This is a genomic window from Acidaminococcus hominis (genome assembly GCF_900291475.1).
Classification (GTDB): Bacteria; Bacillota; Negativicutes; order Acidaminococcales; family Acidaminococcaceae; genus Acidaminococcus; species Acidaminococcus hominis.
In genome coordinates, this window is record NZ_OLMM01000005.1 from 504,055 (window position 1) to 530,699 (window position 26,645).

Sequence of the window (26,645 nt, forward strand, 5' to 3'; positions counted from 1 at the left end):
GATGCGAAAGTTGAAAATTACCGTGGATATCCTGATGCTGGGGCTGTTTCTGTACCTGCTCAGCTACCACCCGGGAATGGGCCTTTTGGCCCACGGCATCTGCGGTATGGGCTTTTTTACCCTGGTCCTGCTGCACAACTGGCTAAATCGGAGCTTTTATAAGGTGCTTTTTAAGGGAAAATACCCTTTTCGGAGAAAAGTGCTGGTAACGGCGGATGTATTGCTGCTGTTGGCAACTCTGGTGCTGGCCCTGAGTTCTTATATGCTGGCAGGCATGGTTTTCCCCCTTGCCATTTTCCCCTTTGCCCCGGAATGGGGACGGGTCCATGGGGTGGCGGCCTACTGGGCGTTTTTGCTGATCGCTTTCCATTTGGGTCTGCATCTCCAGGGAGTATTGGGCAAGCTGGAACGGCGCTGGCACGATACGGCCTTTGAATATGCCGGGTACTTTTTGGAGTTTCTAGTACTGCTGCTGGGGCTGTATTGCTTTTTTGACAGTGGAATCTGGGCTCGGCTGGGTCTTCCCCTGGGCCGGGGACCGCACCCGGCTTTAGGGGCCTTTTATGGGGAAATGGCGGCCATCCTATTGGGGATGACCGTCCTGACCCACGGGTTCCTGGTGCTCACAGACCGCTAAAAGAAAATCCCCCGAGGAGAAGTGCTCTTCGGGGGATTTTTTTGTGCTATTGGGACATGCTTTTGAGAAAATGGCCGGTTTTGGAATTGGTGCAGGAAAGCAGCTGTTCCGGGGTGCCCTGGAACAGGATTTCTCCGCCCCTGGTGCCTCCTTCCGGGCCCATATCGATGACCCAGTCCGCCTGGGCAATCAGTTCCAGCCGGTGGTCCACAATCACCACGGTGTTGTGGTTGTCCACCAGCTTGCGCAAAAGGGCGTACAGGGTTTCTACGTCCCGGTTGTGCAGCCCGGTGGTGGGCTCGTCCAGAATATAGATATTGCCCTTTTTCTGGAGTTCGCTGGCCAACTTTACCCGTTGGACCTCGCCGCCTGACAGGGTGCTGGTGGGCTGACCCAGGGTCAGGTAGCCCAGGCCCACGTCCAAAAGGCTTTGCAGGGAGGTGCGGATCTTTTTGTCCTGGAAAAAGTCCATGGCCTGTTCAATGGTCAGGTCCATGATATTTTCAATGTTCCGGCCCTGGAACTGGTAGCTGAGCGCGGTGGGGTTGAACCGGTGCCCGCCGCATTCCTCGCAGACCTCTTCCACCGCATCGGCAAAGGCCATATCGTAGGTGATTTTCCCTTTGCCGTGGCAGACCGGGCAGGCTCCTTTGGAATTGGAGCTGAACCAGCTGGCCGGCACGTTGTTTTCCTTGGCGAACAGCTTGCGGATCTGGTCCATGATGCCGGTGTAGGTGGCCGGGGTGGACCGGATGGAGGTGCCAATGGGTTTCTGGTCGATGACAATGGCCTCTGGATAGCGGCTGGCAAATTCTCCGCAGACCAGGGAGGTTTTTCCAGAGCCGGCTACCCCGGTTACCGCCGTGAAAACGCCTTGGGGGATTTTCACGGTCAGGTTCTTCAGGTTGTGGAGGGTGGCATTTTCTACCAGAAAGGCTTCGCTCCAGGGTTTGGGCTGGCGGTTAATTTGGATTTTATGGAAAATGGCCTGGCCGGTCAGGGTTCCGGCCTGCTTCAGGCCGGCCACATCGCCCTGGTAGACAATCTGGCCCCCGTGGGAACCGGCCAGGGGGCCCAGTTCGATGACCTGATCTGCCAGTTCAATCATCTGCCGGTGGTGCTCCACAATCAGCACGTTGTTGTGCTGGTCCCGCAGCTGGAGCAGCAGGTGGCCAATGCGCTGGGCATCTGCGGGATGGAGGCCGGCAGTGGGCTCATCTAGGATATAGGTAATGTTGTTGAGGCTGTTGCCCAGGTGACGCACCAGCTTCAGCCGCTGGCGCTCTCCGCCGGACAGGGTGTCCGTGGGCCGGCCCAGGGAAAGATAGCCAATGCCCAGGTTCACCATGCGTTCCAGGGTATAGGAAAGCTGCCGGGCCAGGGAAATGCCCATGGGGCTTTGGATGGCTTCCAACAAAGGCAGCAGTTCGCTGACGGAAAGGTTCTGGTAGTCCACAATATTGTAGCCGTTGATTTTGGAGGCCAGAGCCTTGGCGTTGAGCCCGGTGCCGTGACAGCTGGTGCAGGGGCCTTTGTGGACGTGGGTCATAATTTCGTCCTGAAGGCTCTTTTTTAGTTTGCTGATGTCCCGGTTCAGGTACAGCCGGCGGAAACGGGGGAGTACCCCTTCGTAGTCCACATAGTCCACCCGGCCGGTCTTGTTGGAGCGAATCTCGATTTCCGTTTTTTCCGGGGTACCGTTCCGGAGTATTTCCCATTCTTCCGGGGAGAAGTCCCGGAGTTTTTTGTCCGGATCCAGGTACTGGTTGGTTACATACAGGTCCGCCTGCCAGCCTGCAGCAAATTGGCTGAAGCAGATGGCGCCCTCCCGCAGGGTCTTGTTCTCGTCAAACAGGCTGTCCTCGTCCAGGGTCAGCCGTTCTCCCAGGCCGGTGCAGTCCGGGCACATCCCCAGGGGATGGTTGAAGGAGTAGGCCATGGAGCCCCCGGCACTGGGGACCCCAATGCGGGAAAACAGCAGCCGGAGCAGGGGCGCAGCGTCCACGGCGGTTCCCACGTTGGAACGGCTGCTGCTGCCCAGGGTCCGCTGGTCCACCACTACGGCCGGGGTCAGGTTTTCGATAAAGTCCACCTTGGGCCGTTCATAATGGGGCATCCGGTTCCGCAGGAACAGGGGGTAGGAGGCCTGCCATTCCCGGCTGCTTTCCACCGCAATGGTGTCGAAGGCCAGGGAACTTTTGCCGGAGCCGGAAACGCCGGTAAAGACCACAATCTTGTCCTTGGGAATATCCACATCAATATTTTTCAGGTTATTTTCAGAAGCTCCGCGGATGCGGATCACATCTTCCTGGTTTGGCATATACAATCTTCCTTTCAGCAGTTATTCCAATGCTATTTTAGCATAGCAAAAGAAAGTTCCCAGGAATTGACCCGGAATCCTGCATCCTTTGCCGCAGCTCATTTCTTAGAAAAAAGGGGGTGTGAAATAATACCCCCGTAAGCAAAAACGGCTTGCGAGCTCAAAAGAGTTCGCAAGCCGTTTTTGTTATTCTTTATAACCGTATCCTAATAAACTTCCTCAGTCAGTCCTGCGGACTGACTGCCCACACGCTTTGCGCTCATATCCAATTCTCAAGGCTGTATGCCGCAGAGAATTGGTTAATATGAGCCATGTGATAGCGGCCTGCAAAGTGAACCTGGAAGGTGAAGCTGAGCAGCATGCCGCGAACCACTCAGGGGCCAGTCTTAGGCCTATACGAGTCATGTGCAAAACGGGTATAGCAAAGGAGCATAGTTTGTAAATACCTGCACTACCCTAGTCTATTGCTTGACCAGTAGCGGCATAGAAGGCTTCCTGAGTGGTTCGCCGTGCTCCGTTCTCCTTCACCCTGCGGGTTCGGCTCACGGACGGCTATCACATAGGTCGCATATTCCAAATGTCATCGGGAAACTGATTGACATTTGGATGCGACCGTAAAGCGTGAAGGAAGTGTCGCCGTAAGGCGACGATAGAAGTTTCCTTATTTCACACCCCCAGATTTTTTAGGAATTTTCACTGCGGCTGAACAGGGCCACGCTTTCCACATGGCAGGTGTGGGGGAACACGTCCACGGGCTGGACTTTGCGCAGCACAAAGCCGTGGTCCCGGAGAATGGCGGCATCTCGGGCCAGAGAGGCCGGATTGCAGGATACGTACACCACCCGTTTGGGGCGCACCTGGGCGATGGCGTCCAGAACACGCTTTTCGCAGCCGGCCCGGGGCGGATCCAGCACCACCACATCGGGGCGGCTGCCGTGACGCACCAGGTCAGGCAGTTCCTTGGCGGCATCGGCGCAGATGAACTCCGTATTGGTTACGTGGTTGTGTTTGGCGTTTTCGTGGGCGTCGTGGATGGCGGCGGGCACAATTTCAATGCCCAGGGCCCGGCGGGCCTTTTGGGCCAAAAACAGGGTAATGGTTCCTGTGCCGCAGTAGGCATCGATGACGTTTTCCTTGCCGGTCAGAGCGGCGTACTGGAGGGCGGTTTCGTACAGCAGTTCCGCCTGCTCTGTGTTTACCTGGAAGAAGGAATGGGGAGAAATGGCAAAGGTGAATTTGCCCAGTTGGTCATGGATGAAGCCGGGGCCCCAGATGACCTTGTTTTTCTGGCCCATGATTACGTTGGTATGCCGGGTATTGATGTTCTGGACCAGAGTGGTGAAACCGGGAATCTGGGCCCTCAGCAGCTGGGCCAGTTCCTTCAGGTGGGGCACCACAGATTCGTTGGTGATGAGCACCGCCATCACTTCCCCGGTTTTTACCCCGGTGCGGCCCATAATGTGACGGACCAGGCCCTTCCGGCTGTCCTCTTCCAGCGCGGCAATATGGTATTGGGTCATCCACTCCCGGGTAATCTGGGCGATTTTGTTGTTGGTTTCCTGCTGAATCAGGCAGTCTTTCACATCGATGACCTGATGGGTTCCAGCGGCAAAGCAGCCAATCCGCAGCTGGTGGTTTTTGCTTTGTGCGACGGGCACCTGCATCTTGTTCCGGTAATGCCAGGGGTGAAGGGCTCCCAGGGTGTCCAGGACCTGCACCTTGTGGAAATGGCCAATCCGTTCCAGGGCATCTACCACGGTCTGCCGTTTATTGGCCAGCTGGGCCGGGTAGGACAGATGCTGGAGCTGGCAGCCCCCGCATTGCTTGTACACCGGGCAGGGCGGTTTTTCCCGGTCCGGGGAGGGTACCAGTACCTTTACCAGCTTGGCCTGGCCGTAGCTCTTTTTTACCAGGGTAACCTGGGCCTGCACCCGTTCCCCCGGCAGGGCACCGGGAATAAAGAAGGTGAAGCCGCTGACTTTGCCCACTCCTTCGCCGGAGCTGCCCAGGCCGTTAATGGTGCATTCGATATTTTCTTTGGGTTTAAATTGCATATGTGTATGTTCCATAGTCCTTCTATTATACCTGTGCGGCCCCTGGGACGCAACCGCAGGGCCGGGGAATTATTGGCAGCAGCCGGAATTCCCCTTCAGTGCATGAAAAAACGGGAAAAAGAAAGAAAAGAAGAATGATTATCAGGAATTGACAGATACCCTGTGGAATTGGTATGATAAAAACAGCAAGGACGCTGCCGGCTGTCGCAGCGCCCGTTTTTTCAAATCAGGGCGGCAGCTGAAAGAGTTCTTAGGAGGCGGTTATTGGATGGCAAAAGCATAGAGGAGGAACTACCATGGAAACGGATTTTCTTTTGTTGGTCTGCATTGGTCTGGGGGGTGCCCTGGGCTCCGTGTGCAGGTATTTGGCCGCAGCGGCGCTGAAGGGCGTTTGGGGCCACCATTTCCCCTGGGAAATGATTTTCGTCAATACCTTGGGCTGCGTGCTCATTGGCTTTTTCGCTTCGTATTTGTATGTCAAACTGCCCCATCCCCGTTGGGCGGCGTTTTTCTACTGGGGTTTTATCGGGGGCTTTACCGCGTTTTCTTCCTTCATTAAGGAGGGCATGCATTTCTTTTTGCATGGGGATCATGTGAGCGGATTTTTATATTTACTGCTGCAGAATACACTGGGGCTGCTGGCGGCTGGCCTGGCCTTTTGGGCCGGACGTTCGCTGCTCTGATGCTTGGATATAGGGGGACTGCCAAGGGCGGTCCCTTTCTCACTTATAGGGAAATCTAGAAAGAAGGCAAAAAATGAATCGATTTTTTCTCACCGTATTGGTGCTGGGCCTGGGCGGCTCGGCAGCGGTATGGAGTATGTACCGGACCGGGCTGTCCTTCCTCCGGCCCTGGTGGACGGCGCTGATTTTTCTCGTAATGCCGCTGCTTTTTGTGTTTAGCAATGTGTACCTGAATCTGCTGCCCCGGAGCATTACCCGGTTTCTGGCCTGGCTCAGCGGCCTGTGGGCGGGCTTTTGGTACTATTCCATCCTGACCCTTTTGGTATTTTTGCTGGTTTGGCTGGTGGGCTGGGTTGGCCATTTTCCCAAGGCAGCGCCTATGGCAGCCCGGCTGCTGTTTGCCCTGAACCTGGTGGTTGTAGTGGTTGGCTGCTGGCGGGCCACCCATCCGGTGGTCCGGGAGGAAACCTACCATACGGATTTGGCCCTTTCCGCACCCTACAAGGTGGTCTTTGTGTCCGACCTGCATTACGGCGGTTTGTTTGGCCGGGCTGATGCAGACCGTATGGTGCAGCGGATCAATAGCCTAAAACCCGACCTGGTGCTCCTGGGTGGGGATATGGTGGACGGGAATCTACTGCTTGTGCAAAAGGAAGGCACCCTGGATGCCCTGAAAAATCTCCAAAGCCGGGATGGGGTATACGCCGTGTACGGCAATCACGACCGGCGGATGGGTACGGGTCCCCTGGAACGGAAAATGCTGGAGCAGGACGGCATTCATTTCCTGGTGGATGAAAACCAGGAGGTAAATCCCCAACTGTCCCTGACCGGCCTGGACGATTACCTGTTTGGGGACAGACGGGTGCAGTTTGCTCCGGCTCCCGGCAAGTTCAATATTTTTCTGGAGCATGAGCCCCGGCATATTGAGGAAGCGGCCAAGGCGGGGTACAACCTGTATTTTGCCGGCCATACCCATGCAGGCCAGCTGTTCCCCAATCGCCTGATTACGAAAAAAATGTACTTCCTGGATTACGGCAGCCAAAAGGTGGACCAGCTGCTGGCCACCGTTTCCAGCGGCTACGGCCTGTGGGGCATTCCGGTACGGACGGGCCCCATGCCGGAAATCGTAGTGGTGAATATCGAAAAATAGAGAAAACAAAGCTCCCTTCCAAGGTGCGCCAAACACCTGGGAAGGGAGCTTTGTTTTTCTGTTACAGCAGGCCAAAGGCCTTGAAAAAATCCTGGTAGGCTGCGGCCTTCTTCTCCAGCTTCAGGGGGTAGGCCCGGGAAGTGGAGGGAAGGCGGGACAGGGTGTAGTGCCGGCCGCCCAAGGTAATGGGTACGCTGGCTCCCGATTTGGGCAGGGCCGGGGGATTTTCGCACTGGGCCAGCACTAGTTCCGTGGCTTTTTCCCCGGTGGTGGCCAGGGCCTGGCACTGGGGCAGCTGGTGCAGCATAGCCTTTAGGTCCGCCGGTTCTACTACCTGGAGAAATTTGTCGCTGGCGTTGCCCTTTTCCCGGATGGCCCGGAGCACGGTGGGGCCCAGGGCGATGCCCAGCCGGGACAGTTCCTGCTGGATTTTTTGGGGGTCAAAGGCCTTTGCTTCCCCTTTGCGGAAATAATCCGGGTTCTGGAAGAAAATCAGTCCCATAATCCGCCACATATCGTTTTGGAAGTTGGGATAATAGAAGTCCATGGCCCGCTTGCCGGCAGCCGGGGGAAAGGTGCCCAGCACCAGTACCCGGGCCTGGGGCGGCAGAAAGGGCGGAAAGGGATGGGTTTCGATGACAGGTTCTGTGGGTATTTTGGTCATGGCCGCCACCTACTCCGCATCCTTTAACAGATGGAATTCTTCCTTATGGTAATCCAGGATGCCTTCCTTTTTCATTTTGCTGAGCTCGCTGCTTAACGCGCTTCGGTCCACGCTGAGATAATCCGCCATCTGCTGTCGGTTAAAGGGCACGGTGATCCTGTCTTTTTTCTGCTTGGCGGCCAAGAAGGATAGGTAGGCAATGACCCGTCCCCGGATGGACTTGGACGAGGTGTGGAGAATCCGCCGGGACAGGGCCAGGTTTTTCCGGGCCAAGATGTGCAGCAGGTTTTCGATAATCTGGGTGTGCTGGGGGCAGCTGTGGGAGCAGGTGCGCATGACCTTGCTCAGGTCCATCATCAGCACGGTGGTGTCTTCCTCTGCCAGCACGTTGATCAAAAGCGGCTCGTTTTCCACGCAGGCGTAGGCTTCCGCAAACAAGGAGCCGGGTTCCGCCTGGCCGAGAAGGGTCCGGTTGCCCCAGACATCGTCGGTTTCGATAATCACCCGGCCGGTAAGCACCATGCTGACGGTGTGGACAATATCTCCGGCGTAGTGGATATAGGTGCCTTTTTTATAGGAACGTTCTACCCCGCCCAGGCAGTTCATCCGGCAAAGGATTTCCTGGGGCGGAACGTTTTTGAACAGGGCGGTTTTGCTTAGAAATGCAGTATCCATAGCTCCTCCTTTTCGTTGTTTTAACAACGTTTCTTTTCTCCAGTATACAACGGCTCCGGAAAGAAAGCAAGGCGGGTAAACCACTTGACGGGAAAACCATTCTGTGGTAAATTGTAAGCAATTTCATATGACATGAGCGATGAAAAGAAGAGTACCTTCGGCGCTGCGGCACAGAGAGCTTCTGTTTTGGTGAGAGGAAGAGCGGGCAAAGAGGAGAACATGGCCTTGGAGCTGATGGCTGAAGTGCAGTAAGCCGTCTGGGTGTGCCCATTACAGCACTGGAGTATCCGACCAAGTCACGTACTCGAGAGGCTTGGCCTGGCCAAGCGAAGCTGGGTGGTACCACGATGCTTTCGTCCCTGCAGGGGGCGGAGGCTTTTTTTATTGCAGAAAAGGAGTGGAAATTATGCCAATTAAAATTGCGAGTCATCTGTCGGCAAAAGCCAAACTGGAAGAGGAAGAAATTGTTACCATAGATAGCGATCGGGCTGCAACCCAGGATATCCGTCCTTTGCGTATTCTGATTCTCAACCTGATGCCCTTAAAGAAACCTACGGAATTACAGCTGCTGCGCCTTTTGGGTAATTCCCCCCTGCAGCTGGAAGTGGACTTCTGCCGGCCGGTAAGCCGGGTGGGCACCCATACGGACAATTCCTACCTGGAAAGCTGCTACCTGGAATTTAACGATATCAAGGACAAATACTACGATGGCTTCATTGTCACCGGGGCTCCTGTAGAAAAGCTGGAGTTTGAGGAAGTGGAATACTGGCCGGAAGTGGTGGAGTATTTTGAATGGGCCCGGGACCATGCCTACTCCGTGCTCCATTACTGTTGGGGCGCACAGGCCGGCCTGTACTATTACTATGGGGTTGCCAAACGGATGCTGCCCCAGAAAATCTGCGGCATTTATCCTTACGGCCTGACGGTGCGCAACCATCCGCTGCTCCGGGGCTTTGACGACCGGTACTTTATTCCCCAATCCCGGTACACCTCCGTGGATGACCAGGCGGTAGATGCTTCTGACAAACTGGATGTGCTCAGCCGCAGCGTGGAAAACGGCATCAATATCTGCTGCAGCCACGATATGCGCCATATTTTCGTTATGGGGCATTTTGAATACGAACGGAATTCCCTCCAGGATGAATACATCAGGGATAAGAATAAGGGCCTGAATCCTGCCCTGCCGGCCTTCTATTATCCGGACAACGACAGTAGCCAGCAACCCTGCTTCAAGTGGTGCAGCTATGCCCACCTGTTCTACCTGAACTGGCTGAACCGGGTGTACCAGGATACGCCCTATGATTTGACCAAACTTACCCGGAAAGAGTAAGAGGCCCTTGGAGAAGAAAGGACATTCCATGGAAGCACTAGCCGCAAAGGAAGATCTGTACTATATGGACCTGGCTCTGGAAGAAGCCCGGCAGGCGGCCCGGGAGGGGGAAATCCCCGTAGGGGCGGTGCTGGTTGTGGACGGGGCGGTCATTGCCCGGGACCACAACAGACGGGAACAGCTGCCCGATGCCACGGCCCATGCAGAGCTGCGGGTAATCCAGGCGGCTTGCAGCAAGCTGGGCCGCTGGCGGCTGCCGGACGCCGTGCTGTACGTGACCCTGGAACCCTGTCCCATGTGCGCCGGAGCCATCTGGAACGCCAGAATCGGCCGGGTGGTGTACGGGGCCTACGATAGTGCAGCGGGCTGCTGCGGCTCCCAGTTTAATTTTCCTGGGCAGCCTTCCCTCAGCGTAGGCACCCAGGTTACCGCCGGCGTCCGGGAAGAGGAGTGCCTTCAGGTACTCCAGGAGTTTTTCCGGGCCCGGCGGTCCGAATAGGGGTGCAGTAATTCAAGAATTTTAGATTTGTTTTCTTTCTAACAATTGTGTTATAATGAGAACTCACGGATGGGTGTCCGAGTGGTCGAAGGTGCTTGACTCGAAATCAAGTATACCGCAAGGTATCGTGGGTTCGAATCCCACCCCATCCGCCAATATTTGTTACGTAAGACCGGAAATTCTTTTTTCCTGCAAGCCAGGCTGTCTGCGGCTGTTTGGCTTTTGCAGGGAAGGGAGAGTTTCCGGTTTTTGGCATTTTGGGGGGAATTGTGCGCACAAGCTGCGCACAATGGACAAAAGGCCCTGCCAGAACAGCACACTTTTTGACGGAAGCCGGAGATGGAAAAAACTTGAACCTGCCCAAAGACTTTGCTATGATAAAGGATAACAGTGCGGGGACGTGTTTTGTATGCAAGCACCTGCCCGCTGGATTCTGGCTGGTCCACGGCAGATTCCGTGACCGCCAATTTTAGGAGAACGGTGGCGTCCAAATGAGAGTAAGAAATGTCTGGGCGGAAGTGGATTTATCCGCAATTGCCCATAACGTGCAGGTGACCCGGAAGGTATTGAAACCGGGAACAAAAATCTGTGCAGTGGTCAAGGCCGATGCCTATGGCCACGGAGCTGTGCCTGTTGCTACGGCAGCATTGGCCGCCGGCGTCAATTACCTGGCGGTTTCCATGACCCAGGAAGCCGTGGAACTGCGGGAAGCGGGGATTATGGCCCCCATCCTGATTCTGGGCACCATGACCCCGGAACACGAAAAAGCCATTGTGGATTATCAGATTACCCAAACGGTGTACGACCTGACAACGGCCCAGGCCCTTTCGGCCATGGCCTTGCAGGAAAATAAGACGGTGAAGGTCCATTTGGCCGTGGATACGGGGATGAACCGGATTGGCTGCCGTCCATCGGAAGCGGCGGATTTGGCCGAAGCCATCAGCCATCTGCCCCATGTGGAGCTGGAAGGCCTGTTCTCCCATTTTGCCACTGCTGATGAAACCAACAAGGATTACGCCCAGCATCAGGTTGCCTTGTTTAACCAGGCCGTGGAAAGCATCAAGGCTCGGGGCATTGAGATTCCCCTGATCCATTTGGATAACAGCGCCGGCATTACGGAAATGCCCGGCACGGAATTCAATATGGTGCGGCAGGGCATTACCCTTTACGGCTGGTGGCCTTCCAAGGAAGTGAAGCAGTGCCTGGACATTCGGCCGGTGATGAGCCTCAAGGCCGAAGTGGTCTTTGTAAAGCAGGTTCCCGCCGGGGAAAAGGTCAGCTACGGCTGCACCTACGAAACCAAGGAACCTACCCTGATTGCCACCCTGCCCCTGGGCTATGCGGACGGGGTTTCCCGGAAGCTGTCCAATAAGGGCTATGTGAGCATCCGGGGGTATAAGGCACCCATTATTGGACGGATCTGCATGGATCAGTTCATGGTGGATGTAACCCACGTGCCCAATGTGCACGCAGGGGATGAAGCCGTGATCTTTGGGGATGGCGCCATTTCCCTGGATCAGGTAGCGGATTGGTGTGGGACCATCGGGTATGAGGTGCTATGCTTACTGAGCACCCGGATTCCCCGGAAATATACGTACCACTATACCATCCGCCATTATGTGAACAACCATTTCTGAGAAGTGGCTGGCGTAGGAAAGCAGGAAGGCGCAGGACAGTAAGCAGAAAGGCAGCAAAGCAGCATGGAAAACTACAATCCAATTACCCAAGAAGTGCTTGAAAAATTAAACGCCCTGGTGGGCGAAAAGTATGTATGGACGGATCCGGACCATCTGGAGCAGTATAAAACCGATGAGGAAACGGATCCCCGGCTGTTCCGGACCCCTGAAGCGGTGGTGGCTCCGGAAACTACGGAGCAGGTGGCAGCCATTATGAAGCTGGCCAACCAGTACGGTTTCCCGGTTACGCCCCGGAGCGGGGGCACCAGTGTTTCCGACGGAGCCATTGCCGTGTGCGGCGGGCTGGTACTGCTGCTGGAACGGCTGGACAAGATTGAAAAAGTGGACGCGGACGGGATGTACCTGATTGCCCAGGCCGGGGTTCCCACGGTGAAGGTCCAGGAAGCAGCCCGGGCCGTAGGCCTGTTCTACGCAGGAGATCCCTGCAGCGCCGACAGCTGCCTGATTGGGGGCAACCTGGCCACCAATGCCGGGGGCGACAAGGCCGTACGCTACGGCACCACCCGGAACCAGGTCCACGCCATCGAAGTGGTGCTGCCCAACGGCGAAATCGCCAACCTGGGCACCCGGAGCAAGAAAAACAGCACCGGCTACTGCCTGGACCAGCTGGTGATCGGCAGCGAAGGCACCCTGGGCATCATTACCAAGGCAACCCTGAAGCTATTGCCCCTGGCACCGTATAAGGCGGACGTACTGGCGGTATTTACCGACCAGGAAAAGGCTGTCAGCCTGGTACCCATTTTACTGAAGGCAGGCCTAAATCCCACCAGCGTGGAATTTATGGACAATGGTTTCGTAAGGTCTGCCAGCGATTATTCCAAAATCCGGCTGGCCCATTACGAGGACGGCTCCTATGTGATTCTTACCCTGGAAACCTTTGATGAGGACGAACTGGAAAAGAAGCTGGAAAAGCTGGATGAACTGTGCCGGGAAAACGGCGCCGACGATGTGATGATTGCCGACGACCGGGTTTGGACGGTGCGGAAGAATTGTTTGGAAAGCGTCCGGGTACTGAGCAAGGTAATGACCAGCGACGATTTTGTGGTGCCCCTGGACAAGATTGCCCAGACCATCAACGAACTGTCCAAGGTAGCGGAATCCTATCCCTTCCAGGTATTTACCCTGGCCCATGCCGGGGACGGGAATCTGCATTTCTCCATTCTGAAGGGGAATATGACAGATGAAGCCTGGGAAAAGGCCCTTCATGATTTCCATGCAGAAGCCTATCCCTATATTTACGCCATGGGCGGCAAACTCAGCGGCGAACACGGCATCGGCGCCAAGAAGGTGAAGCAGCTGGCTTCCCTGGCAGATCCTGGGGAATTGTACATGATGCAGACCATCAAAAAAGCCCTGGATCCCAAGGATGTTTTGAATCCGGGCAAGGTGCTGGCCCAATACTAAGAAATAAAAAACGCTTTCTCGCAGGTTTGGCGGGAAAGCGTTTTTGATTAACTCAGGCTGAAGTGGGGGAGCGGCAACAAAAAAAGCCTGCAAACCGAAGTTCACAGGCTCTTTTTATTTTCCCGGCGGGCTGCAGCAACAGGCACCCCTGCGGCACATGAAGGGATCTGCTTATTGCTGCTTCCTTCCGGACCTGACAAGGTTCACAGGACTCCATTGCGCAGGACCCGCCGCTGCAGTCCGCCGGAAAAATAAAAGCCGCTTGACGCGGCTGACAGACAAAATGGCGGAGAGTGAGGGATTCGAACCCTCGATACGGTTTCCCGTATACACGCTTTCCAGGCGTGCTCCTTCAACCGCTCGGACAACTCTCCAGGTTGAATTGCTTAGATAAAGCTATTCAATTGTTTGCAGTAGTCTTGAAGACAACCACGAGGTACAGTATAACCAATTTGCGCTCACTTGTCAACATTTTAGTTGAATTTTTTTAGGGAAAAAAGGTATAATAGCTAAAGCACATTGTTCAGATAGAACAGAAAGGATGGAAAGTATGGCATACGTTGCTCTGTATCGCACCTGGCGGCCGCAGACCTTCGAGGATCTGGTGGGGCAGGCGCATATCAAAACGGCCCTTTCCAACGCCCTGGAATCGGGAAGAATTTCCCATGCGTATCTGTTTACAGGGCCCAGAGGGTCAGGGAAGACCAGTACGGCCCGGATTTTGGCCAAGGCCCTGAACTGTGAGCACGGCCCCACAGCCCACCCCTGCAACGAATGCACCCTGTGCCGGGAAATTACCGAAGGCACAGCCCCCGATGTCATTGAAATCGACGGGGCCTCCAACCGGGGCATTGAAGAAATGAAAAAGCTCCGGGATCAGGTGTTTTTTGCCCCGGCAGCCTGCCGTTATAAAGTCTATATCATCGACGAAGTCCATATGATTACCACCGATGCCTTCAATGCGCTGCTGAAGACCTTGGAGGAACCGCCGGAGCACGTGGTGTTCATATTGGCCACCACGGAGCCCCAGAAGATTCCGGCCACCATCCTGTCCCGGTGCCAGCGGTACGATTTTCACCGGGTAACGGTGCCAGAGATTGCCGAGCATCTGGAAAAGGTGGCGGAAGGCAGCCATATTCAGGCGGAAAAGGAAGCCCTGCGGCTGATTGCCATCCAGGCGGATGGGGGCATGCGGGACGCACTCAGTCTTTTGGACCAGTGCAGCGTCATGGCCAGTCCCATTACGGCCGAAGCGGTGCGCCAGATGATTGGCTCCGCCGGCCGGGAAAAAATCCGGCTTCTGACCGAGCAGATCGGCAAACAGGATTTGGCCGGCGCTTTGGCTACCCTGAACGCTCTTTTGGAGCAGGGCAAGGAGCTAGAGCAGATTTTGGCGGAGCTGATGGAATATTTCCGGGCTCTCCTGCTGTATCAGGTGGACCCGGCCTATCAGGATATTTACGTAACCGATGAGGAAACGGAACTGGCCCGGCTGGCCCCCTTGTTCAGCCGGCCCCAGCTGATGGCCAGCGAAGAAAAGCTGCACCAGGCAGCGGCCGAATGCAAGCGGTCCCTGCGCAAGAAAATCGTGGGGGAGCTTTGCCTGTATGACCTGTGTAAGCACCAGGGGTCGTCAGAAGCGGCTTTGGAAGCCCGGATCCGCAGCCTGGAAGAACAGGTGGCGGCCCTGACCGCCGGCGGCTTTACGGCTCCGGCAGCGGCACCCTTAGGCGGCAGTGCGCTTCCGGCAGCCCCGGCTTTTGCTTCGCCGGCAGCGCCGGCCTTTACGCCTAAAACTGCCAGTGTACCTGACGCACCGGCGGTGCCAGCCTGGACGCCGGAACCGGCCGTTTTCCCCAAGGCAGAGCCCAAGCCCCCGGCAGCTCCGGTGGTGCCTAGTGCGCCAGTGGTTCCTACGGCTGCGCCAGCAGCTGCTGCCGCAAATGTCACACCTCTGTCACGAGAAGGGGTTGCACAAGGGGAAGAACTATGGCAGACTGTGATACAGGGGCTAAAGCAGCGCCGGAAACGGGCGTTTTTGGTATACGCCAAAATGGCCCAGGTGGGCTCTTTTGCCAACCAGGTGCTGACTTTGGTAGTGGATTCGGAAAGCCTGAAAGAGCGCTTTGAAACCCCGGATCTGCACAATCTAATGACGGATATTTTAAAGGAGCGCACGGGACAGCCCATTGGGCTAGCCGTGGTGCTCCAGGCTGGAGGTTTGCCTCCGGAACCGGCCCGCTGGGCGGCGCCCCAAACGCCTCCCCAGCCCGCAGCTCCGGTTGCGCCCAAGGCCGCTCCCCAGGCAGCCCCGGAGCCTGCGCCTCAGGCAGCAGCTCCGGCCCCGGCCGTAAATGAGCAGCCAGCCGCCAAGGAAAAGCCGGCGGAACCGGAGGAATTGCCTCCGGGCGTAAAAAAGGCGCTTTCGGTATTTGGCGGTAAGGTATATAAAGAAGAACCATAACACAATTTCAGGAGGAATGAACCAATGTTTAAAGGCGGAATGGGTATGAACAACATGCAGGGCATGCTGAAGAAAGTACAAAAAATGCAGAGCGAAATGAGCAAGCTCCAGGAAGAGCTGAAGGAGCGCACCGTAGAAGCCACTTCCGGCGGTGAAGCCGTAAAGGTCGTGGTCAACGGCAACAAGAACCTGGTAAGCCTGACCCTGTCCCCGGACGCAGTGGATCCGGAAGACGTAGAAATGCTCCAGGACCTGATTGTGACGGCTGTCAACGAAGCCATGAAAATGGTGGACGACATGACCGAAAAGGAATTGGGCAAGGTTACCGGCGGCATGAAACTGCCCGGCATGTTTTAAGGCAAAATCATGCGAATGGTAAAACCCATGGCCCGGCTGTACGAACAGCTGCGGAAGCTGCCGGGCATCGGGTCCAAGTCCGCCCTGCGGCTGTCCTACCATGTGCTGGACATGAAGCAGGAGGATGTAGAGGCTCTGGCCCAGGCCCTTTTGGATGCGAAGAAGCACGTCCATCTGTGCCGGCAGTGCTTTGATTTGTGCGAAGGGGACCTGTGCGAAATCTGCCAGGACGCCAAGCGGGACCAAAGCCTGGTGTGCGTGGTGGAACAGCCCCAGGATGTAGCTGCCATGGAACGGACCCGGGGCTACCAGGGCCTGTATCACGTGCTCCACGGAGTCCTGTCCCCCCTGGATGGTATTGGGCCGGACCGGCTGAAAATCCGGGAACTGCTCCGCCGTCTCCAGGACGGAAAAATCAAGGAAGTGATCCTGGCCACCAATTCCGATGTGGAAGGGGAAGCAACGGCCAATTATTTGGCCGGATTGATCCGTCCCACCGGGGTGAAGGTCAGCCGGATTGCTCATGGTCTGCCGGTAGGCGGGGACCTGGAATATGCGGACGAACTGACCCTGTATAAAGCGCTGGAAAACCGGCGTGAGTTATGAAAGGTGAAATACCATGGAAGTTTGGGCTGTAGGCGCTGCGGCGCTGGTTGTGCTCTTTATTGTCATCAATATGTTTTCCCTGTCCCTGAAGCTTTTGTGGAACGGCTTCTGCGGCATGGTGCTGTTGTGGATTTTCAATATGGTAGGCTCCCTGGTGGGCGTAACGCTGCATATTGATGTGGTTTCCGCCCTGGTAGCCGGTTTCTTCGGCGTCCCCGGGGTTGTCCTGCTGCTGCTGTACCAGCTGGCGGGGCACTGAGCCTATGGAACTGCATAAATCGGATAACGAAAAAGTCCGGATTTTGTGCTACCTGATGATCGGCGGCACTGCGGCCCTGTTTGAATGGGCGCTGGTTTACCTGTTTAGTCAGGTCTGGGGCTGGAATTATCTTCTGGCCACAGCCCTGGCCTATTTCTGTTCCACAGTCTGCCACTACCTGGCCACCAATATCTGGGTTTTTACCAGTGGTGTCCGGTACAGCAAATCCAAAGAGTTTTCCCTGGTGCTGCTGGTTTCCACCATGGGATTGGTACTGAATGTGCTGCTGATGCGAATTTTCGTTGGAGCCCTGGGCTACAGCGTAATGCCGTCCAAAATTGCAGCCTCTGCCCTTGTGACAGTTTGGAACTATTGTTCCAGGAAAAAATGGATTTACTAAAGGAGTAAGTTTGCCATGCTTCGTCAAATCGTAGACATCGATGCATTTCACAAGGTGCTGCTGGTGCACAATTATAGTGCCGGAAAACAGACCTTTTTCAGCGGCATCCACAAAAACGTGGATAAGATGGCCAAGCAGCTGCTGCAGCTGTACGGACCGGATCGGTTCGAATACGTCCAGGTCTCTACTTTTGCCGCCACCCAGGAAGTGGGCCGGCGGATCTGCGAAGAAAAGGTGGAGTGGGTGATTGTGGCCGGCGGGGACGGGACCCTGCGGGCTTTGGTGGAAGTTTGTGTGGATGCGGATTACTGGCCCTATGTCAGTATCTATCCGGCAGGCACTGTGAACCTGGTGGCCAAAGAGCTCCAGCAGCGCACCGACGTGAACAACTGGATGTTCCAGGTTTCCAAGGGCTTTACCACCCCGGTCTGCCTGGGCCGGGCCAACGACAGGATTTTCCTGACCGTGGCCGGGATTGGGGTGGACTCCCTGGTGGTGGATAAGGTGACCCCCAAGGAAAAGAAATATCTGTCTACGCTGGCCTATGTGCGCCAGAGCGGCAAGGTGGTGGGCAGCGAAATGCTCCTTCATAACTGGAAGTACCGCTTCCAGGTAATGATTGATGATGATGGGGTTTGGCACGAGGCCAGCTCCGCCATTGTTACCAAAAGCCGCTACTATGCCGGCCGGTTCTCCCTGGTGAATGGGGGCTCCCTGTCCAATCCTGTGCTCCACGTGTGCCTGTTTACCAAGGACCGGTGCGTGGATTTCCTGCGCTATACGGCCCTGATTGCAGCCGATATGCTGAGCCTGGACAAAAGCGTGGAAATCTACCCGGCGTCCCGGGTAGAAATTCGCTGCAACGTGAAGCAGTTTGCCGCAGAGCTGGACGGAGACGCGGTGGTCACGTCGCCGTTGTCCATTTCGCTGCTTCCCAAAGCACTCCAATTTATTTCGTAAGGAGCGGCTACTGTGAAAAAAATATCTCTTGGGGGACTGATCGTACTCCTTTTTTTGGCAATTGAATTCGTCTACAACTGGACCCTGGTCCAGGACATTCGCCCCTTTCCCTGGGCAGAATGCTGGTACCATGCCCTGAATGGCTTCCTCCGGGACCTGCTGCTTATGGGGGTGGCCCTGTTCCTGTACCGGGAGCGGCGGAGAATCAAGGACAGAACCCTCCGGTATTTTCCGGTGGTAGTGGTGGGCATTCTGTATCTGCTGGATGCGGTGTTTATGGTCACCTACCTGGAAATGGATACGGGCTTTATGACCGTCCTTTCCGTAATTACCGGGCTGTTCAACAATATTGTCCTGGTACTGCTGTGCGCCATGCTGTACCACCACTGGCCCAACCGCCCTATGAAGGCCCTGTATTTCCTGGCGTACTATTTCACCTGCATCATTATGCTGGGGGACGCCATTTACTTCTGGAATACCTCCATGCACGTGGAAAGCGTGCTGTTTGAGAACCTGAACTGGTATGCGGCCAAGGGCATTCTGGAAACCACAGCACCCTGGCAGCTGGCCGTAATCGCAGTGGTGCTGCTGGCCTTTATTCCCCTTTTCCGGGTGGTGCATCCCAAACGGAAAAAGCCCAACCTGCCCTGGTCCCTGCTGTGCCTGGTGATGTTTGCCATGGGCCTGAATGTGGCCTATGCGCTTTTGGCGGAAGGCACCTACAAGGCCATTGACAGCGTCAGCGGCCTGGATATCGAGGTGGACCTGGAAAAGACCCGGAAACCTACCCGCAACAGCATTGCTTATCCCATTAACGTGAACTTTGTGGGCAAGGCCCTGTTCAAGACGGATAAGGTGGTCAAGGAGCCCTGGAAGTATACGGAACGGACCTTGACGGACCAGGATAAGGAAGCCCTGTCCAAGCTGGGCATCTATCCCAAACCGGAAGCGGTGCCCCGGCAGCAGCCGGCCTACGACCGGGTGGTGCTGCTGATTTTGGAATCCGTGCACCGGGACTACATTCATTACTACAATTCCAATATTCCGGCGGAAACCACTCCATACCTGGACTCCCTGCTGAAACGGTATCCCAAGGTGGACCATTACTACTCCTCGGCGGTGCCTACCACCCAGGGCCTGAATGCCACCTTCCGCTCCCAGCTGATCTACGATGGGGACCTGCCGGGAGAAAACCAGCCGTCCCTGTACCGCTCTATGCAGGGGGCGGGCTACACCGGCTATTTCCTCAGCGCCTCCAGCCGGTACTACAACAATGAGTACCGGGAGTATCCGGCCCAATTTGGCATGGAACATTACCTGGCCAAGGAAGACATTGCCGGTATGGGCTACAAGGGTGCTAGCGGCTGGGGCTTTCACAATGATGTGATGTACGATGCCGCCCTGCGGATCTTGAATGAGCACAAAAACGACAAGCTGCTGCTGGTCTGCAAGACCCTGGATATGCATCAGCCCTATCCCTATTACGGCTACAGCTATGCAGAAATGCCGGAATCCGTACGGGATCAGGGAACGGCCACGGTCTGCGGCATGTACTGGGTGGACAAGACCTTGCAGCACTTCTTTGCGGAAGCAGATGCGGAAGGACTGATGGATGACCGGACCCTGTTTATCGTTACGGCGGACCACAACCCCCATTCCGGGGGTGAATACAAGACCCTGGTGGATAATCCCCAGGATAAGCAGAGTGTAGCTCCCATTCCCTTGCTCTTTATCTCCAAAAATTTGGCGCCGCTCTTCCAGCTGGACGAAACCATGTATGCCAGCCAGGAAGATTTGGCACCTACCCTGCTGACCCTGGAAGGCCAGCAGGTGCCCAAGGAATTCATGGGCCGGGATCTGCTGACGACCGCAGCTCATCCCTATGGTTTGGGATACTTTGGAGGCAAGGCCTACTACTATGCAGCCGATGATTACATCATTGCCACCTTGGACGAGGAGCATCCGGATACGGAAGCCAAAGATGCCCTTGCCAACTACATTATGTACAACTACATCAATCGGCATATTGAATTTCAACCTAAATAAAAGGGCAGCAGGCCCCGCCGTTGGCGGCCCGCAGGCTGGGGGATACGTCCCCGGGAGGGTGTGCAGGCTGCGCACCCTCTTTCTTGTACCTGGCAGGTTCCAGACGGAGGCTGTTGCCCTTTCTGCTTATTTTTACCAAGGAGGTGTTTGCGTGGAAAACAGCAGCAGGGAAGGAACCTTTACTTCCCGGTTACGGCGCATCATGAGCGTTATGGTGCCCATCCTGATTACCCAGATGGCCATCCAGGGGCTCAGTTTGTTTGACACGGTCATGAGCGGTCACGCGGGCACCAATGAACTGGCCGGCGTGGCCATTGGCGCCAATATCTGGATGCCCCTGTTTACCGGTTTAAACGGCATCCAGCAGGCCCTGACCCCCATTGTGGCCAACTACCGGGGGGCCGGGGAGAACAAAAGCATTGCCGGAGCTGTGTTCAGTGGGCTGGTGCTGTCCTGCCTCCTGACGGTGCTGGTCATTACCGCGGGGATTCTCTTTTTGCCGTCCATTTTGGGCACCATGAACCTGACCCCGGAAGTATACCGGGTGGCCTACCGCTACCTGGGTTTTTCCGCTTTCAGCGTTCTGCCCCTTTTTGCCTCCAATATGCTCCGCTGTTTTGTAGACAGCATGGGCTATACCCAGGTGACCATGCGGCTGTTTCTTTTGACGGTGCCCATCAACGCCGCCATGAACTATATCTTTATCTTTGGCAAGCTGGGAGCCCCGGCCCTGGGCGGACCCGGCGCCGGGGTGGGGACCTCCATTTCCTGCTGGATCCTGCTTTTATGCTTTGTGGTGGTGTTAAAACGCCTGAAAGTGTTTGCCGGCTACCGGATTTTTGATCCTTCCGGTTTTTCCTTTGCCCATTTGCGGGAACACCTCCGGGTGGGACTTCCCATGGGCGTGGGAATCTTCCTGGAAACCAGTATTTTCGGGGTGGAATGTTTGTTTGTGGCCCGCTTTGGCACCATCGCTGTAGCTGCCAACCAAGCCGCTATGAGCTTTTGCAGTATGCTGTACATGATTCCTTTGAGCTTTTCCCTGGCGCTCACCATTTTGGTGGGGGCGTATGTGGGGGCGGCGGACTTTCGGCTAGCCAAAAAGTACGCCTCCACGGGCCGGCTGGCCAATCTGATGACCGGAGCCTTTTTCGCCGCTGTGCTGCTTTTGGGCCGGGACTGGATTGCGGCCCTGTACACCACGGATCCCAGCCTCATTGGACCCATCAAGCATTTCCTGATTTTTGCGGTAGCCTTCCAGTTCTGTGACAGTACCGCCGCCCCCATTCAGGGGGTACTCCGGGGCTACAAGGACGTAAAGGCCACCTTCTATTCGGCTCTGGCGGCCTACTGGCTGATTTCCCTGCCGGCGGGGCTGTTTTTGGACCACGGGGTGCACCTGGGTCCGGACGGCTACTGGCTGGGGCTGATTACGGGCATCTTTTTCTCCGCCCTGTTTCTGACCTTGCGGCTCCGGTATATTGAGCGCAAGTTCAGTGGGCCGGCGCTGGAGTAGGGAGCGTGTTCCAAAGCACGGCTGTCCTATGGTATACTAGAAAACATACTAGAGAACGGACGGGCCGGGGCGGAAACCCTGCGCCCGGCTGGCAGAGAAAGGGAGAGCTATCGTGGGATTATTTGATGCGTTAAAGGGTGCCGGTAAGGACGAAGCCATGCGGCCCAGCCCGGTACGGGAATTTCTGGGAGAAGAATTGTATGCGGTGGACTGCCGGGGCGCCAATTTGTATGTGCACCAAAATGCCGTGGTCATCGACAAGACCGGCGGCGGACTGTGGAACCTGGGGGACAACAATTTCAAGGTGATTCCCTTCCGGTCCATTGTGGCTATCCAGGCCAAGCTGGAATCCACAGTGCTAAGCGGCTATATCGAGTTTGAGACAGCCAACAGCCCCTTAAGTGTGGGCAGCGACAACGCAGAACGCTCCAGTGAAAACAGCGTCATCCTCAGCGGCAGTAAGGAAAGGTATGCCCAAGCCAAAGAGGCCTTGCAGTATATTTTTAGTCATATTTGTTAGTCCTAGCGGATGCGCCGGAAAAGGCGTTTCGGAGCATAAAAAAATCGGAAGCCTGGGAGCTTCCGATTTTTTTATGCCTGTTTTTAGCTGTGGGCTTCCGAGACCTGCAGCGTTTTTTCTTTCCGGGGCCAGTTTACGTAGAGCATTCCCGCCAGAATGCAGGCTGCTCCGATAAAGCCGTTGGTACCAAAGGTTTCCTGGAACACCAGGGTGCCCAGAATGGAGGCGGACAGGGGAGTGATGGCGCAGAACATACCGGCTTCGTCGCTGGGTACGTACTGCTGGGCCACTGGCTGGAAGGTAAAGCCAAAGCAGCTGCACATCAGAATCAGCACGGTCAGGCTCAGCAGGGTGGGGGTGTGGGTGGGAAGGGCTACTACACCCTGGAAGGCGGCAGCCCCCAGGCTGAGCAGACCCATCATGCCCATTTGTAGGATGCCCAGGGAGAAGGCATCGCTGTGTTCCACGGTAATCCCCGTGGCCACAATGTAGGCCCCGTAAAACAGCCCGGAACCAATGGCGAACAGGTCCCCTGCGGCAAAGCTCAGGGAGGCGCCGCCCAGGGTCAGGAAGCCTACGCCGGTAAGGATGGCCAGAACTCCAATGACGATGTGCCGGTCCGGCAGCCGCCGGTAGATGATGGCGTTCAGGATGGGGACAAAGGCCAGGGCCGTATTTTCCAAAAAGGCCACCATGTGCACGGCGGAAGTCCGCAGGCTCATCATTTCACAGCCCATAACAAAGAACAGGGTCAGTCCCAGAAGAAAGCTTTTGGGCAGCAGCTGAGAATCCGCTTTCAGTTCCCGGTACAGGTGACGGCAGAAGATCAGGGACAGGATCAGACAGGAAATGGTAAAGCGAATGCCCAGCACCATGAAGGGGGCCAGTTCCTGTAAGGAGATTTTGGAAAAAATAAAGGCACAGCTCCGGGTCAGGATAACAAAAGCCAGCAAAATTTTCGCAGCTCGGGTACTCATGGAACATTCCTTCTTTTCCTTAAATTTTCTCTATTATAAATCCAAAAAGGTATTGTGTAAAACGCAACTTATACAATATAATTGTGTGGAATCCGCATAATGAGCTGCTTCCTAAAGGGAGATGGAATCATGGAAACCAATAAATATAAAGCCCTGCTGAAGGCGGTGGAACTGGGCAGCATTACGGCAGCCGCCCAGGAGCTGGGCTATTCCCCTTCCGGGCTGACCCGGCTATTGGACGGGCTGGAAAAAGATCTGGGATTTCCCGTACTGACCCGGGGGCCCCAGGGGGTGGGCTTTACCCACGAAGGGGAGGAGCTGCTGCCGGTGTTTCGGGAGCTGTTGCATTGGCAGGGCCGGTTAAATGAGTACTGCGCTGCCATCCGGGGGCTGGAGCAGGGGGAATTGTTTGTAGGCAGCTACTACAGCATTGCTGCCCGCTGGCTGCCCACCATCCTCCAAAAATTCCAGCGGGATTATCCGGGCATCCGGATCCACGTCCAGGAGGCTGGCAACAGCCGGCTTTTGGAAGGCTTGCAGGAGCGGCGGCTGAGCTGCGTTTTGTTCAGCCGGCCCCAGAATTACAGTGGGGAATGGCTGCCTCTCTACAGCGACCGCTATGTGGCCTGGATTCCCGAAAGCTTTCCCCAGGCCCGGCAGGCAGCCATTTCCCCTGAGGAGATTGCCCAGCTGCCCTTTATTGAACCCTTTCCCCACCAGGGAACCACCATCGAGGCTTTTTTCAAGAAGTACCATATCCAGCCGGATGTGCGATTTACCACCAGCGATATGTACACCTGCTGGTGCCTGGTGGAAGCGGGGCTGGGCGTTTCCATGGACAATGAGCTCAGCTCTTCCCGCTGGCAGGGCAGGGTCAAGGTGCTGCCCTTTACCACCGGGGAAAAATTGGAACTGGGCATTGCCCTGCCTTCCTACCGGGATGCGTCCCCAGCCCTTAAAAAATTCATTGAGTATGTCCAGAATTTTGTGGCTGAGGTCAAGGCAAAAGAAAGAACCGCCGGCAAAGTCCAGCAAAAATAGGCAAAAAAATTCCGCCGGGGTATCGGCGGAAGGAAAAACGCTTACATCGAAAAATGGAACACAATGCCCACCACGGCAGAAGCTGCCAGGAACGCAATGGGGTGGACGCTTTTAAAGCGCCGGGTCAGGTACACAAGAATCAGGGCTACCAAAAGGGCCCGGCCGTTAAACAGGGCCATAACGTTTCCTGTGCCCCAGGCTTCCGGATGGAACAGGGTGACCTTGGCTACCAGGAAACCTGCCGCGGCAATCAGGCCCGCAGAAGCTGCCCGAAGCCCGTACATGACGGCCTTCACGTATTTGCTGTCGCCAAATTTTTTCAGAAACTGGAAAATAATCAGGATGACAATGACGGACGGGGTAATAAGCCCCAAAGTAGCAATCAAGGCACCCTGGAAACCGGCAATGTGGTAGCCCACATAGGTAGCGGTGTTGACGCCGATGGGGCCGGGGGTGGATTCGGATACGGCAATCATATTCAGCAGATCCGTTTCCGTAAACCAGCCGGTGGTGGAGGCCAGTTTGGTCAGAAAGGGAATGGTGGCCATGCCGCCCCCAATGGCAAATAGGCCAATTTTGGCAAATTCATAGAACAGTCGAAGCAGCAGCATCAGAGTTCACCTCTCACTTTCTTGGCAGCCAAGCCCACAATCCCGGCCAGGACTACCAGATAAGCTGGGGAAATATCCACGAACAGGTTCACCAGCATAATGACCAGAAATAGCCCAACGGTGAGTTTGTCCACCAGGGCGCTTTTGGCCAGCTTGAAGACGGCATTGAAAATCAGGACACAGACGCAGATCCGGATGCCGGCAAAGGCATCTTTTACAATCAACAGGTCTGCAAAGTTGGACAGGAATGCGGCAATGGCCGTAATGATGATCACCGAGGGAGTGGCAACCCCCAGGGTAGCCACAATGCCGCCGATGGGTCCTCTGCGCTTATCCCCAATGAAAGTTGCCGTGTTCACGGCAATGACCCCGGGAGTGCACTGGCCTACGGCAAAGTAGTCTGCCAGCTCTGCTTCCGTGGCCCAGTGGTATTTTTCCACCACTTCCGCCTGGAGAATGGGCAGCATGGCATACCCGCCGCCAAAGGTTACCGCCCCAATACGGGCAAAAACAAGAAATAATTGGATAAGTTCAGACATCATGCACCTCCGTTAACTTCCTTCAGTGTAACACCCAGGAAAGAAGCTGTAAATATAGAAACAGGTACAGCTGCGGACTGACAAAATATTTTCGCAAAAAATCACAAATTTGTCCGGGGAATCTCCGGGAAAAAATTGTAGATTTGTTCAAACTGTACTATAATGAACCTGTATAAGCTGAAGAAATTTGTAGGCGGTGTTCCGCAGAAAGGCTGCTTTGTGAAAACATATTTATTGGCGTTGACCATTTCGTTGATTTTAAGCTGGCTGCTTACTCCTTTTGTAAAGAAACTGGCATTCCGCGTAGGGGCGGTGGACCGTCCCAATGCCCGTAAGGTGCACCACCGGATTATGCCGAGAATGGGCGGCCTGGCCATTTTTATCGGCTTTATGGCGGCGGCGCTGACCTGTATGGAACTCACCCGGGACGTGGTGGGCATCCTGCTGGGCGGCACGGTGATTGCTCTTGTGGGCATCTTGGATGATATGTTCCAGCTGGCCGCCAAAGTTAAGCTCCTGGGGCAGATTGTGGCAGCTCTGGTACCGGTATTTTTCGGGGTCCGGATTGAATGGCTGAACAATCCTTGGGGTGGTTATTTTTATTTGAACTACTTATCCATACCGTTTACGGTATTTTGGATTGTCAGCTTCACCAATGTGGTGAACCTGATTGATGGCCTGGACGGTCTGGCAGCCGGCGTTTCCGCCATTGCCTCCGTTACGGTAATCATGGTTGCCCTGCAGCAGGGAATGTATCCGGTGGCTGTTCTTACGGCGGCCCTGGCCGGCGGCATCATCGGCTTTATCCGGTACAATTTCAACCCGGCCACCATTTTCATGGGGGATACCGGGAGCCTGTTTTTGGGCTATATGCTGGCGGCCATTTCCATTTTTGGTGCGGTAAAGAGCGCGGCTACGGTTGCCCTTCTGGTACCGGCCATTGCTTTGGGCCTGCCCATTATGGACACGGCCTTTGCCATTGTCCGCCGCTACAAAAATGGCCATCCCATTTTCAGCCCGGACAAGGGTCATATCCACCATCGCCTGCTGGCCATGGGCTTTAGCCAGCGGCAGGCTGTAATCTTTATGTATTTGATCAGCGCCGGCCTGTGCCTGACGGCTGTGCTGCTGACGGAAATGGAAGGGATGTATGCCGTGGGCCTGCTGGTATTCCTGCTGGCAGTGATTTTCATCGGCGCAAAGAAAATAGGTATCTTACAGGATAGATCTTGATAT

At 55.6% G+C, this 26,645-nt stretch carries 25 protein-coding genes, 2 tRNA genes, 1 other RNA gene and 1 other annotated feature; of the genes, 19 read left to right on the forward strand and 9 right to left on the reverse strand.

The genetic code is table 11. From position 1 onward, the window contains the following. The first annotated feature begins 1 nt into the window (after nt 1). Nucleotides 2-637, forward strand: coding sequence for a DUF4405 domain-containing protein (locus C7E10_RS08760; protein ID WP_105326923.1), 636 nt, complete (start codon nt 2-4; stop codon nt 635-637). A gap of 46 nt (nt 638-683) precedes the next feature. Here the strand turns inward: C7E10_RS08760 and C7E10_RS08765 are convergent, their stop codons facing one another. Both C7E10_RS08765 and rlmD read right to left on the reverse strand, forming a co-directional pair. After that, the gene (locus C7E10_RS08765) at nt 684-2,957 is read right to left on the reverse strand and encodes an ATP-binding cassette domain-containing protein (RefSeq protein ID WP_105326924.1); all 2,274 of its coding nucleotides are present in this window, start codon (nt 2,955-2,957) and stop codon (nt 684-686) included. A gap of 683 nt (nt 2,958-3,640) precedes the next feature. Continuing rightward, nucleotides 3,641-5,026: a 23S rRNA (uracil(1939)-C(5))-methyltransferase RlmD gene (rlmD, locus tag C7E10_RS08770; RefSeq protein WP_105326925.1), complete on the reverse strand. Its 1,386-nt coding sequence runs from the start codon at nt 5,024-5,026 to the stop codon at nt 3,641-3,643. Nucleotides 5,027-5,307: 281 nt separating this feature from the next. Between rlmD and C7E10_RS08775 the strand changes: the two genes are divergently transcribed. Together C7E10_RS08775 and C7E10_RS08780 are read left to right on the forward strand one after the other, a co-directional pair. Then, nucleotides 5,308-5,694, forward strand: a complete 387-nt coding sequence (locus C7E10_RS08775) for a fluoride efflux transporter FluC (protein WP_105326926.1) — start codon at nt 5,308-5,310, stop codon at nt 5,692-5,694. A gap of 73 nt (nt 5,695-5,767) precedes the next feature. Continuing rightward, the gene (locus tag C7E10_RS08780; RefSeq protein ID WP_105326927.1) at nt 5,768-6,844 is read left to right on the forward strand and encodes a metallophosphoesterase; all 1,077 of its coding nucleotides are present in this window, start codon (nt 5,768-5,770) and stop codon (nt 6,842-6,844) included. 61 nt (nt 6,845-6,905) lie between these two features. Here the strand turns inward: C7E10_RS08780 and C7E10_RS08785 are convergent, their stop codons facing one another. Further along, complete coding sequence (locus tag C7E10_RS08785; RefSeq protein WP_105327431.1) at nt 6,906-7,508, reverse strand: DNA glycosylase; 603 nt, start codon at nt 7,506-7,508, stop codon at nt 6,906-6,908. Nucleotides 7,509-7,517: 9 nt separating this feature from the next. Next, nucleotides 7,518-8,183, reverse strand: a complete 666-nt coding sequence (locus C7E10_RS08790) for a Crp/Fnr family transcriptional regulator (RefSeq protein ID WP_105326928.1) — start codon at nt 8,181-8,183, stop codon at nt 7,518-7,520. Between the two features lie 130 nt (nt 8,184-8,313). Continuing rightward, nucleotides 8,314-8,547, forward strand: a binding site (T-box leader). 42 nt (nt 8,548-8,589) lie between these two features. Between C7E10_RS08790 and C7E10_RS08795 the strand changes: the two genes are divergently transcribed. From C7E10_RS08795 to C7E10_RS08815, 5 genes are all read left to right on the forward strand, one after another. Then, a complete protein-coding gene (locus C7E10_RS08795) occupies nt 8,590-9,513 on the forward strand; it encodes a homoserine O-succinyltransferase (protein WP_105326929.1) in 924 nt (307 codons plus the stop codon). 28 nt (nt 9,514-9,541) lie between these two features. After that, nucleotides 9,542-10,012 (forward strand): nucleoside deaminase, encoded by a 471-nt coding sequence (locus C7E10_RS08800; RefSeq protein WP_105326930.1) that lies wholly within the window; start codon nt 9,542-9,544, stop codon nt 10,010-10,012. Between the two features lie 67 nt (nt 10,013-10,079). Continuing rightward, a tRNA-Ser gene (locus C7E10_RS08805) sits at nt 10,080-10,167 on the forward strand. A 336-nt stretch (nt 10,168-10,503) separates the two neighbouring features. Continuing rightward, complete coding sequence (gene alr / locus C7E10_RS08810) at nt 10,504-11,649, forward strand: alanine racemase (RefSeq protein WP_105326931.1); 1,146 nt, start codon at nt 10,504-10,506, stop codon at nt 11,647-11,649. Nucleotides 11,650-11,712: 63 nt separating this feature from the next. Next, on the forward strand, nt 11,713-13,113 hold the full coding sequence (locus tag C7E10_RS08815) for an FAD-binding oxidoreductase (RefSeq protein ID WP_105326932.1): 1,401 nt from the start codon (nt 11,713-11,715) through the stop codon (nt 13,111-13,113). Nucleotides 13,114-13,246: 133 nt separating this feature from the next. Here the strand turns inward: C7E10_RS08815 and ffs are convergent. Together ffs and C7E10_RS08825 are read right to left on the reverse strand one after the other, a co-directional pair. Further along, nucleotides 13,247-13,346: signal recognition particle sRNA small type (gene ffs / locus C7E10_RS08820), an RNA gene on the reverse strand. A gap of 51 nt (nt 13,347-13,397) precedes the next feature. Next, nucleotides 13,398-13,487: transfer RNA gene (locus tag C7E10_RS08825), tRNA-Ser, on the reverse strand. 176 nt (nt 13,488-13,663) lie between these two features. Here C7E10_RS08825 and dnaX point away from each other — a divergent pair. The 9 genes from dnaX to C7E10_RS08870 all read left to right on the forward strand — a co-directional run bounded on the left by dnaX (nt 13,664) and on the right by C7E10_RS08870 (nt 22,241). Then, on the forward strand, nt 13,664-15,577 hold the full coding sequence (gene dnaX, locus C7E10_RS08830; protein WP_105326933.1) for a DNA polymerase III subunit gamma/tau: 1,914 nt from the start codon (nt 13,664-13,666) through the stop codon (nt 15,575-15,577). A 24-nt stretch (nt 15,578-15,601) separates the two neighbouring features. Further along, nucleotides 15,602-15,934 carry a YbaB/EbfC family nucleoid-associated protein gene (locus C7E10_RS08835; protein WP_105326934.1) on the forward strand — a complete coding sequence of 111 codons (333 nt, stop codon included), beginning with the start codon at nt 15,602-15,604 and terminating at the stop codon, nt 15,932-15,934. A 9-nt stretch (nt 15,935-15,943) separates the two neighbouring features. Beyond that, nucleotides 15,944-16,540 (forward strand): recombination mediator RecR, encoded by a 597-nt coding sequence (recR, locus tag C7E10_RS08840; protein ID WP_105326935.1) that lies wholly within the window; start codon nt 15,944-15,946, stop codon nt 16,538-16,540. Between the two features lie 13 nt (nt 16,541-16,553). Beyond that, nucleotides 16,554-16,799, forward strand: a complete 246-nt coding sequence (locus tag C7E10_RS08845) for a pro-sigmaK processing inhibitor BofA family protein (protein ID WP_105326936.1) — start codon at nt 16,554-16,556, stop codon at nt 16,797-16,799. A 4-nt stretch (nt 16,800-16,803) separates the two neighbouring features. Next, nucleotides 16,804-17,199: a GtrA family protein gene (locus C7E10_RS08850; protein ID WP_105326937.1), complete on the forward strand. Its 396-nt coding sequence runs from the start codon at nt 16,804-16,806 to the stop codon at nt 17,197-17,199. Between the two features lie 15 nt (nt 17,200-17,214). After that, nucleotides 17,215-18,159: a diacylglycerol/lipid kinase family protein gene (locus C7E10_RS08855; RefSeq protein WP_105326938.1), complete on the forward strand. Its 945-nt coding sequence runs from the start codon at nt 17,215-17,217 to the stop codon at nt 18,157-18,159. 12 nt (nt 18,160-18,171) lie between these two features. Then, nucleotides 18,172-20,205 carry an LTA synthase family protein gene (locus C7E10_RS08860; protein WP_105326939.1) on the forward strand — a complete coding sequence of 678 codons (2,034 nt, stop codon included), beginning with the start codon at nt 18,172-18,174 and terminating at the stop codon, nt 20,203-20,205. A 151-nt stretch (nt 20,206-20,356) separates the two neighbouring features. Continuing rightward, nucleotides 20,357-21,721 (forward strand): MATE family efflux transporter, encoded by a 1,365-nt coding sequence (locus C7E10_RS08865; RefSeq protein WP_231086084.1) that lies wholly within the window; start codon nt 20,357-20,359, stop codon nt 21,719-21,721. A 112-nt stretch (nt 21,722-21,833) separates the two neighbouring features. After that, nucleotides 21,834-22,241, forward strand: a complete 408-nt coding sequence (locus C7E10_RS08870; RefSeq protein ID WP_231086083.1) for a hypothetical protein — start codon at nt 21,834-21,836, stop codon at nt 22,239-22,241. Between the two features lie 83 nt (nt 22,242-22,324). On the opposite strand, the gene C7E10_RS08875 is transcribed toward C7E10_RS08870, so the two are convergent. Beyond that, complete coding sequence (locus C7E10_RS08875) at nt 22,325-23,218, reverse strand: DMT family transporter (RefSeq protein ID WP_105326940.1); 894 nt, start codon at nt 23,216-23,218, stop codon at nt 22,325-22,327. Nucleotides 23,219-23,347: 129 nt separating this feature from the next. Between C7E10_RS08875 and C7E10_RS08880 the strand changes: the two genes are divergently transcribed. Next, a complete protein-coding gene (locus C7E10_RS08880; RefSeq protein WP_158572324.1) occupies nt 23,348-24,259 on the forward strand; it encodes a LysR family transcriptional regulator in 912 nt (303 codons plus the stop codon). A gap of 41 nt (nt 24,260-24,300) precedes the next feature. On the opposite strand, the gene C7E10_RS08885 is transcribed toward C7E10_RS08880, so the two are convergent. Both C7E10_RS08885 and C7E10_RS08890 read right to left on the reverse strand, forming a co-directional pair. Continuing rightward, nucleotides 24,301-24,870, reverse strand: coding sequence for a chromate transporter (locus tag C7E10_RS08885; RefSeq protein WP_231086082.1), 570 nt, complete (start codon nt 24,868-24,870; stop codon nt 24,301-24,303). Next, the gene (locus C7E10_RS08890; protein ID WP_105327434.1) at nt 24,870-25,409 is read right to left on the reverse strand and encodes a chromate transporter; all 540 of its coding nucleotides are present in this window, start codon (nt 25,407-25,409) and stop codon (nt 24,870-24,872) included. Before C7E10_RS08890 ends, C7E10_RS08885 begins: the two co-directional genes overlap by 1 nt. 219 nt (nt 25,410-25,628) lie before the next feature. Between C7E10_RS08890 and C7E10_RS08895 the strand changes: the two genes are divergently transcribed. After that, the gene (locus C7E10_RS08895) at nt 25,629-26,642 is read left to right on the forward strand and encodes a glycosyltransferase family 4 protein (RefSeq protein ID WP_105327435.1); all 1,014 of its coding nucleotides are present in this window, start codon (nt 25,629-25,631) and stop codon (nt 26,640-26,642) included. Nucleotides 26,643-26,645: the final 3 nt, after the last annotated feature.

Coding starts and splice junctions, on each gene's coding strand:
- C7E10_RS08760 (WP_105326923.1), top strand. CDS start 2: ATGCGAAAGTTGAAAATTACCGTGGATATCCTGATGCTGGGGCTGTTT.
- C7E10_RS08765 (WP_105326924.1), bottom strand. CDS start 2,957: ATGCCAAACCAGGAAGATGTGATCCGCATCCGCGGAGCTTCTGAAAAT.
- rlmD (WP_105326925.1), bottom strand. CDS start 5,026: ATGGAACATACACATATGCAATTTAAACCCAAAGAAAATATCGAATGC.
- C7E10_RS08775 (WP_105326926.1), top strand. CDS start 5,308: ATGGAAACGGATTTTCTTTTGTTGGTCTGCATTGGTCTGGGGGGTGCC.
- C7E10_RS08780 (WP_105326927.1), top strand. CDS start 5,768: ATGAATCGATTTTTTCTCACCGTATTGGTGCTGGGCCTGGGCGGCTCG.
- C7E10_RS08785 (WP_105327431.1), bottom strand. CDS start 7,508: ATGACCAAAATACCCACAGAACCTGTCATCGAAACCCATCCCTTTCCG.
- C7E10_RS08790 (WP_105326928.1), bottom strand. CDS start 8,183: ATGGATACTGCATTTCTAAGCAAAACCGCCCTGTTCAAAAACGTTCCG.
- C7E10_RS08795 (WP_105326929.1), top strand. CDS start 8,590: ATGCCAATTAAAATTGCGAGTCATCTGTCGGCAAAAGCCAAACTGGAA.
- C7E10_RS08800 (WP_105326930.1), top strand. CDS start 9,542: ATGGAAGCACTAGCCGCAAAGGAAGATCTGTACTATATGGACCTGGCT.
- alr (WP_105326931.1), top strand. CDS start 10,504: ATGAGAGTAAGAAATGTCTGGGCGGAAGTGGATTTATCCGCAATTGCC.
- C7E10_RS08815 (WP_105326932.1), top strand. CDS start 11,713: ATGGAAAACTACAATCCAATTACCCAAGAAGTGCTTGAAAAATTAAAC.
- dnaX (WP_105326933.1), top strand. CDS start 13,664: ATGGCATACGTTGCTCTGTATCGCACCTGGCGGCCGCAGACCTTCGAG.
- C7E10_RS08835 (WP_105326934.1), top strand. CDS start 15,602: ATGTTTAAAGGCGGAATGGGTATGAACAACATGCAGGGCATGCTGAAG.
- recR (WP_105326935.1), top strand. CDS start 15,944: ATGCGAATGGTAAAACCCATGGCCCGGCTGTACGAACAGCTGCGGAAG.
- C7E10_RS08845 (WP_105326936.1), top strand. CDS start 16,554: ATGGAAGTTTGGGCTGTAGGCGCTGCGGCGCTGGTTGTGCTCTTTATT.
- C7E10_RS08850 (WP_105326937.1), top strand. CDS start 16,804: ATGGAACTGCATAAATCGGATAACGAAAAAGTCCGGATTTTGTGCTAC.
- C7E10_RS08855 (WP_105326938.1), top strand. CDS start 17,215: ATGCTTCGTCAAATCGTAGACATCGATGCATTTCACAAGGTGCTGCTG.
- C7E10_RS08875 (WP_105326940.1), bottom strand. CDS start 23,218: ATGAGTACCCGAGCTGCGAAAATTTTGCTGGCTTTTGTTATCCTGACC.
- C7E10_RS08880 (WP_158572324.1), top strand. CDS start 23,348: ATGGAAACCAATAAATATAAAGCCCTGCTGAAGGCGGTGGAACTGGGC.
- C7E10_RS08885 (WP_231086082.1), bottom strand. CDS start 24,870: ATGCTGCTGCTTCGACTGTTCTATGAATTTGCCAAAATTGGCCTATTT.
- C7E10_RS08890 (WP_105327434.1), bottom strand. CDS start 25,409: ATGTCTGAACTTATCCAATTATTTCTTGTTTTTGCCCGTATTGGGGCG.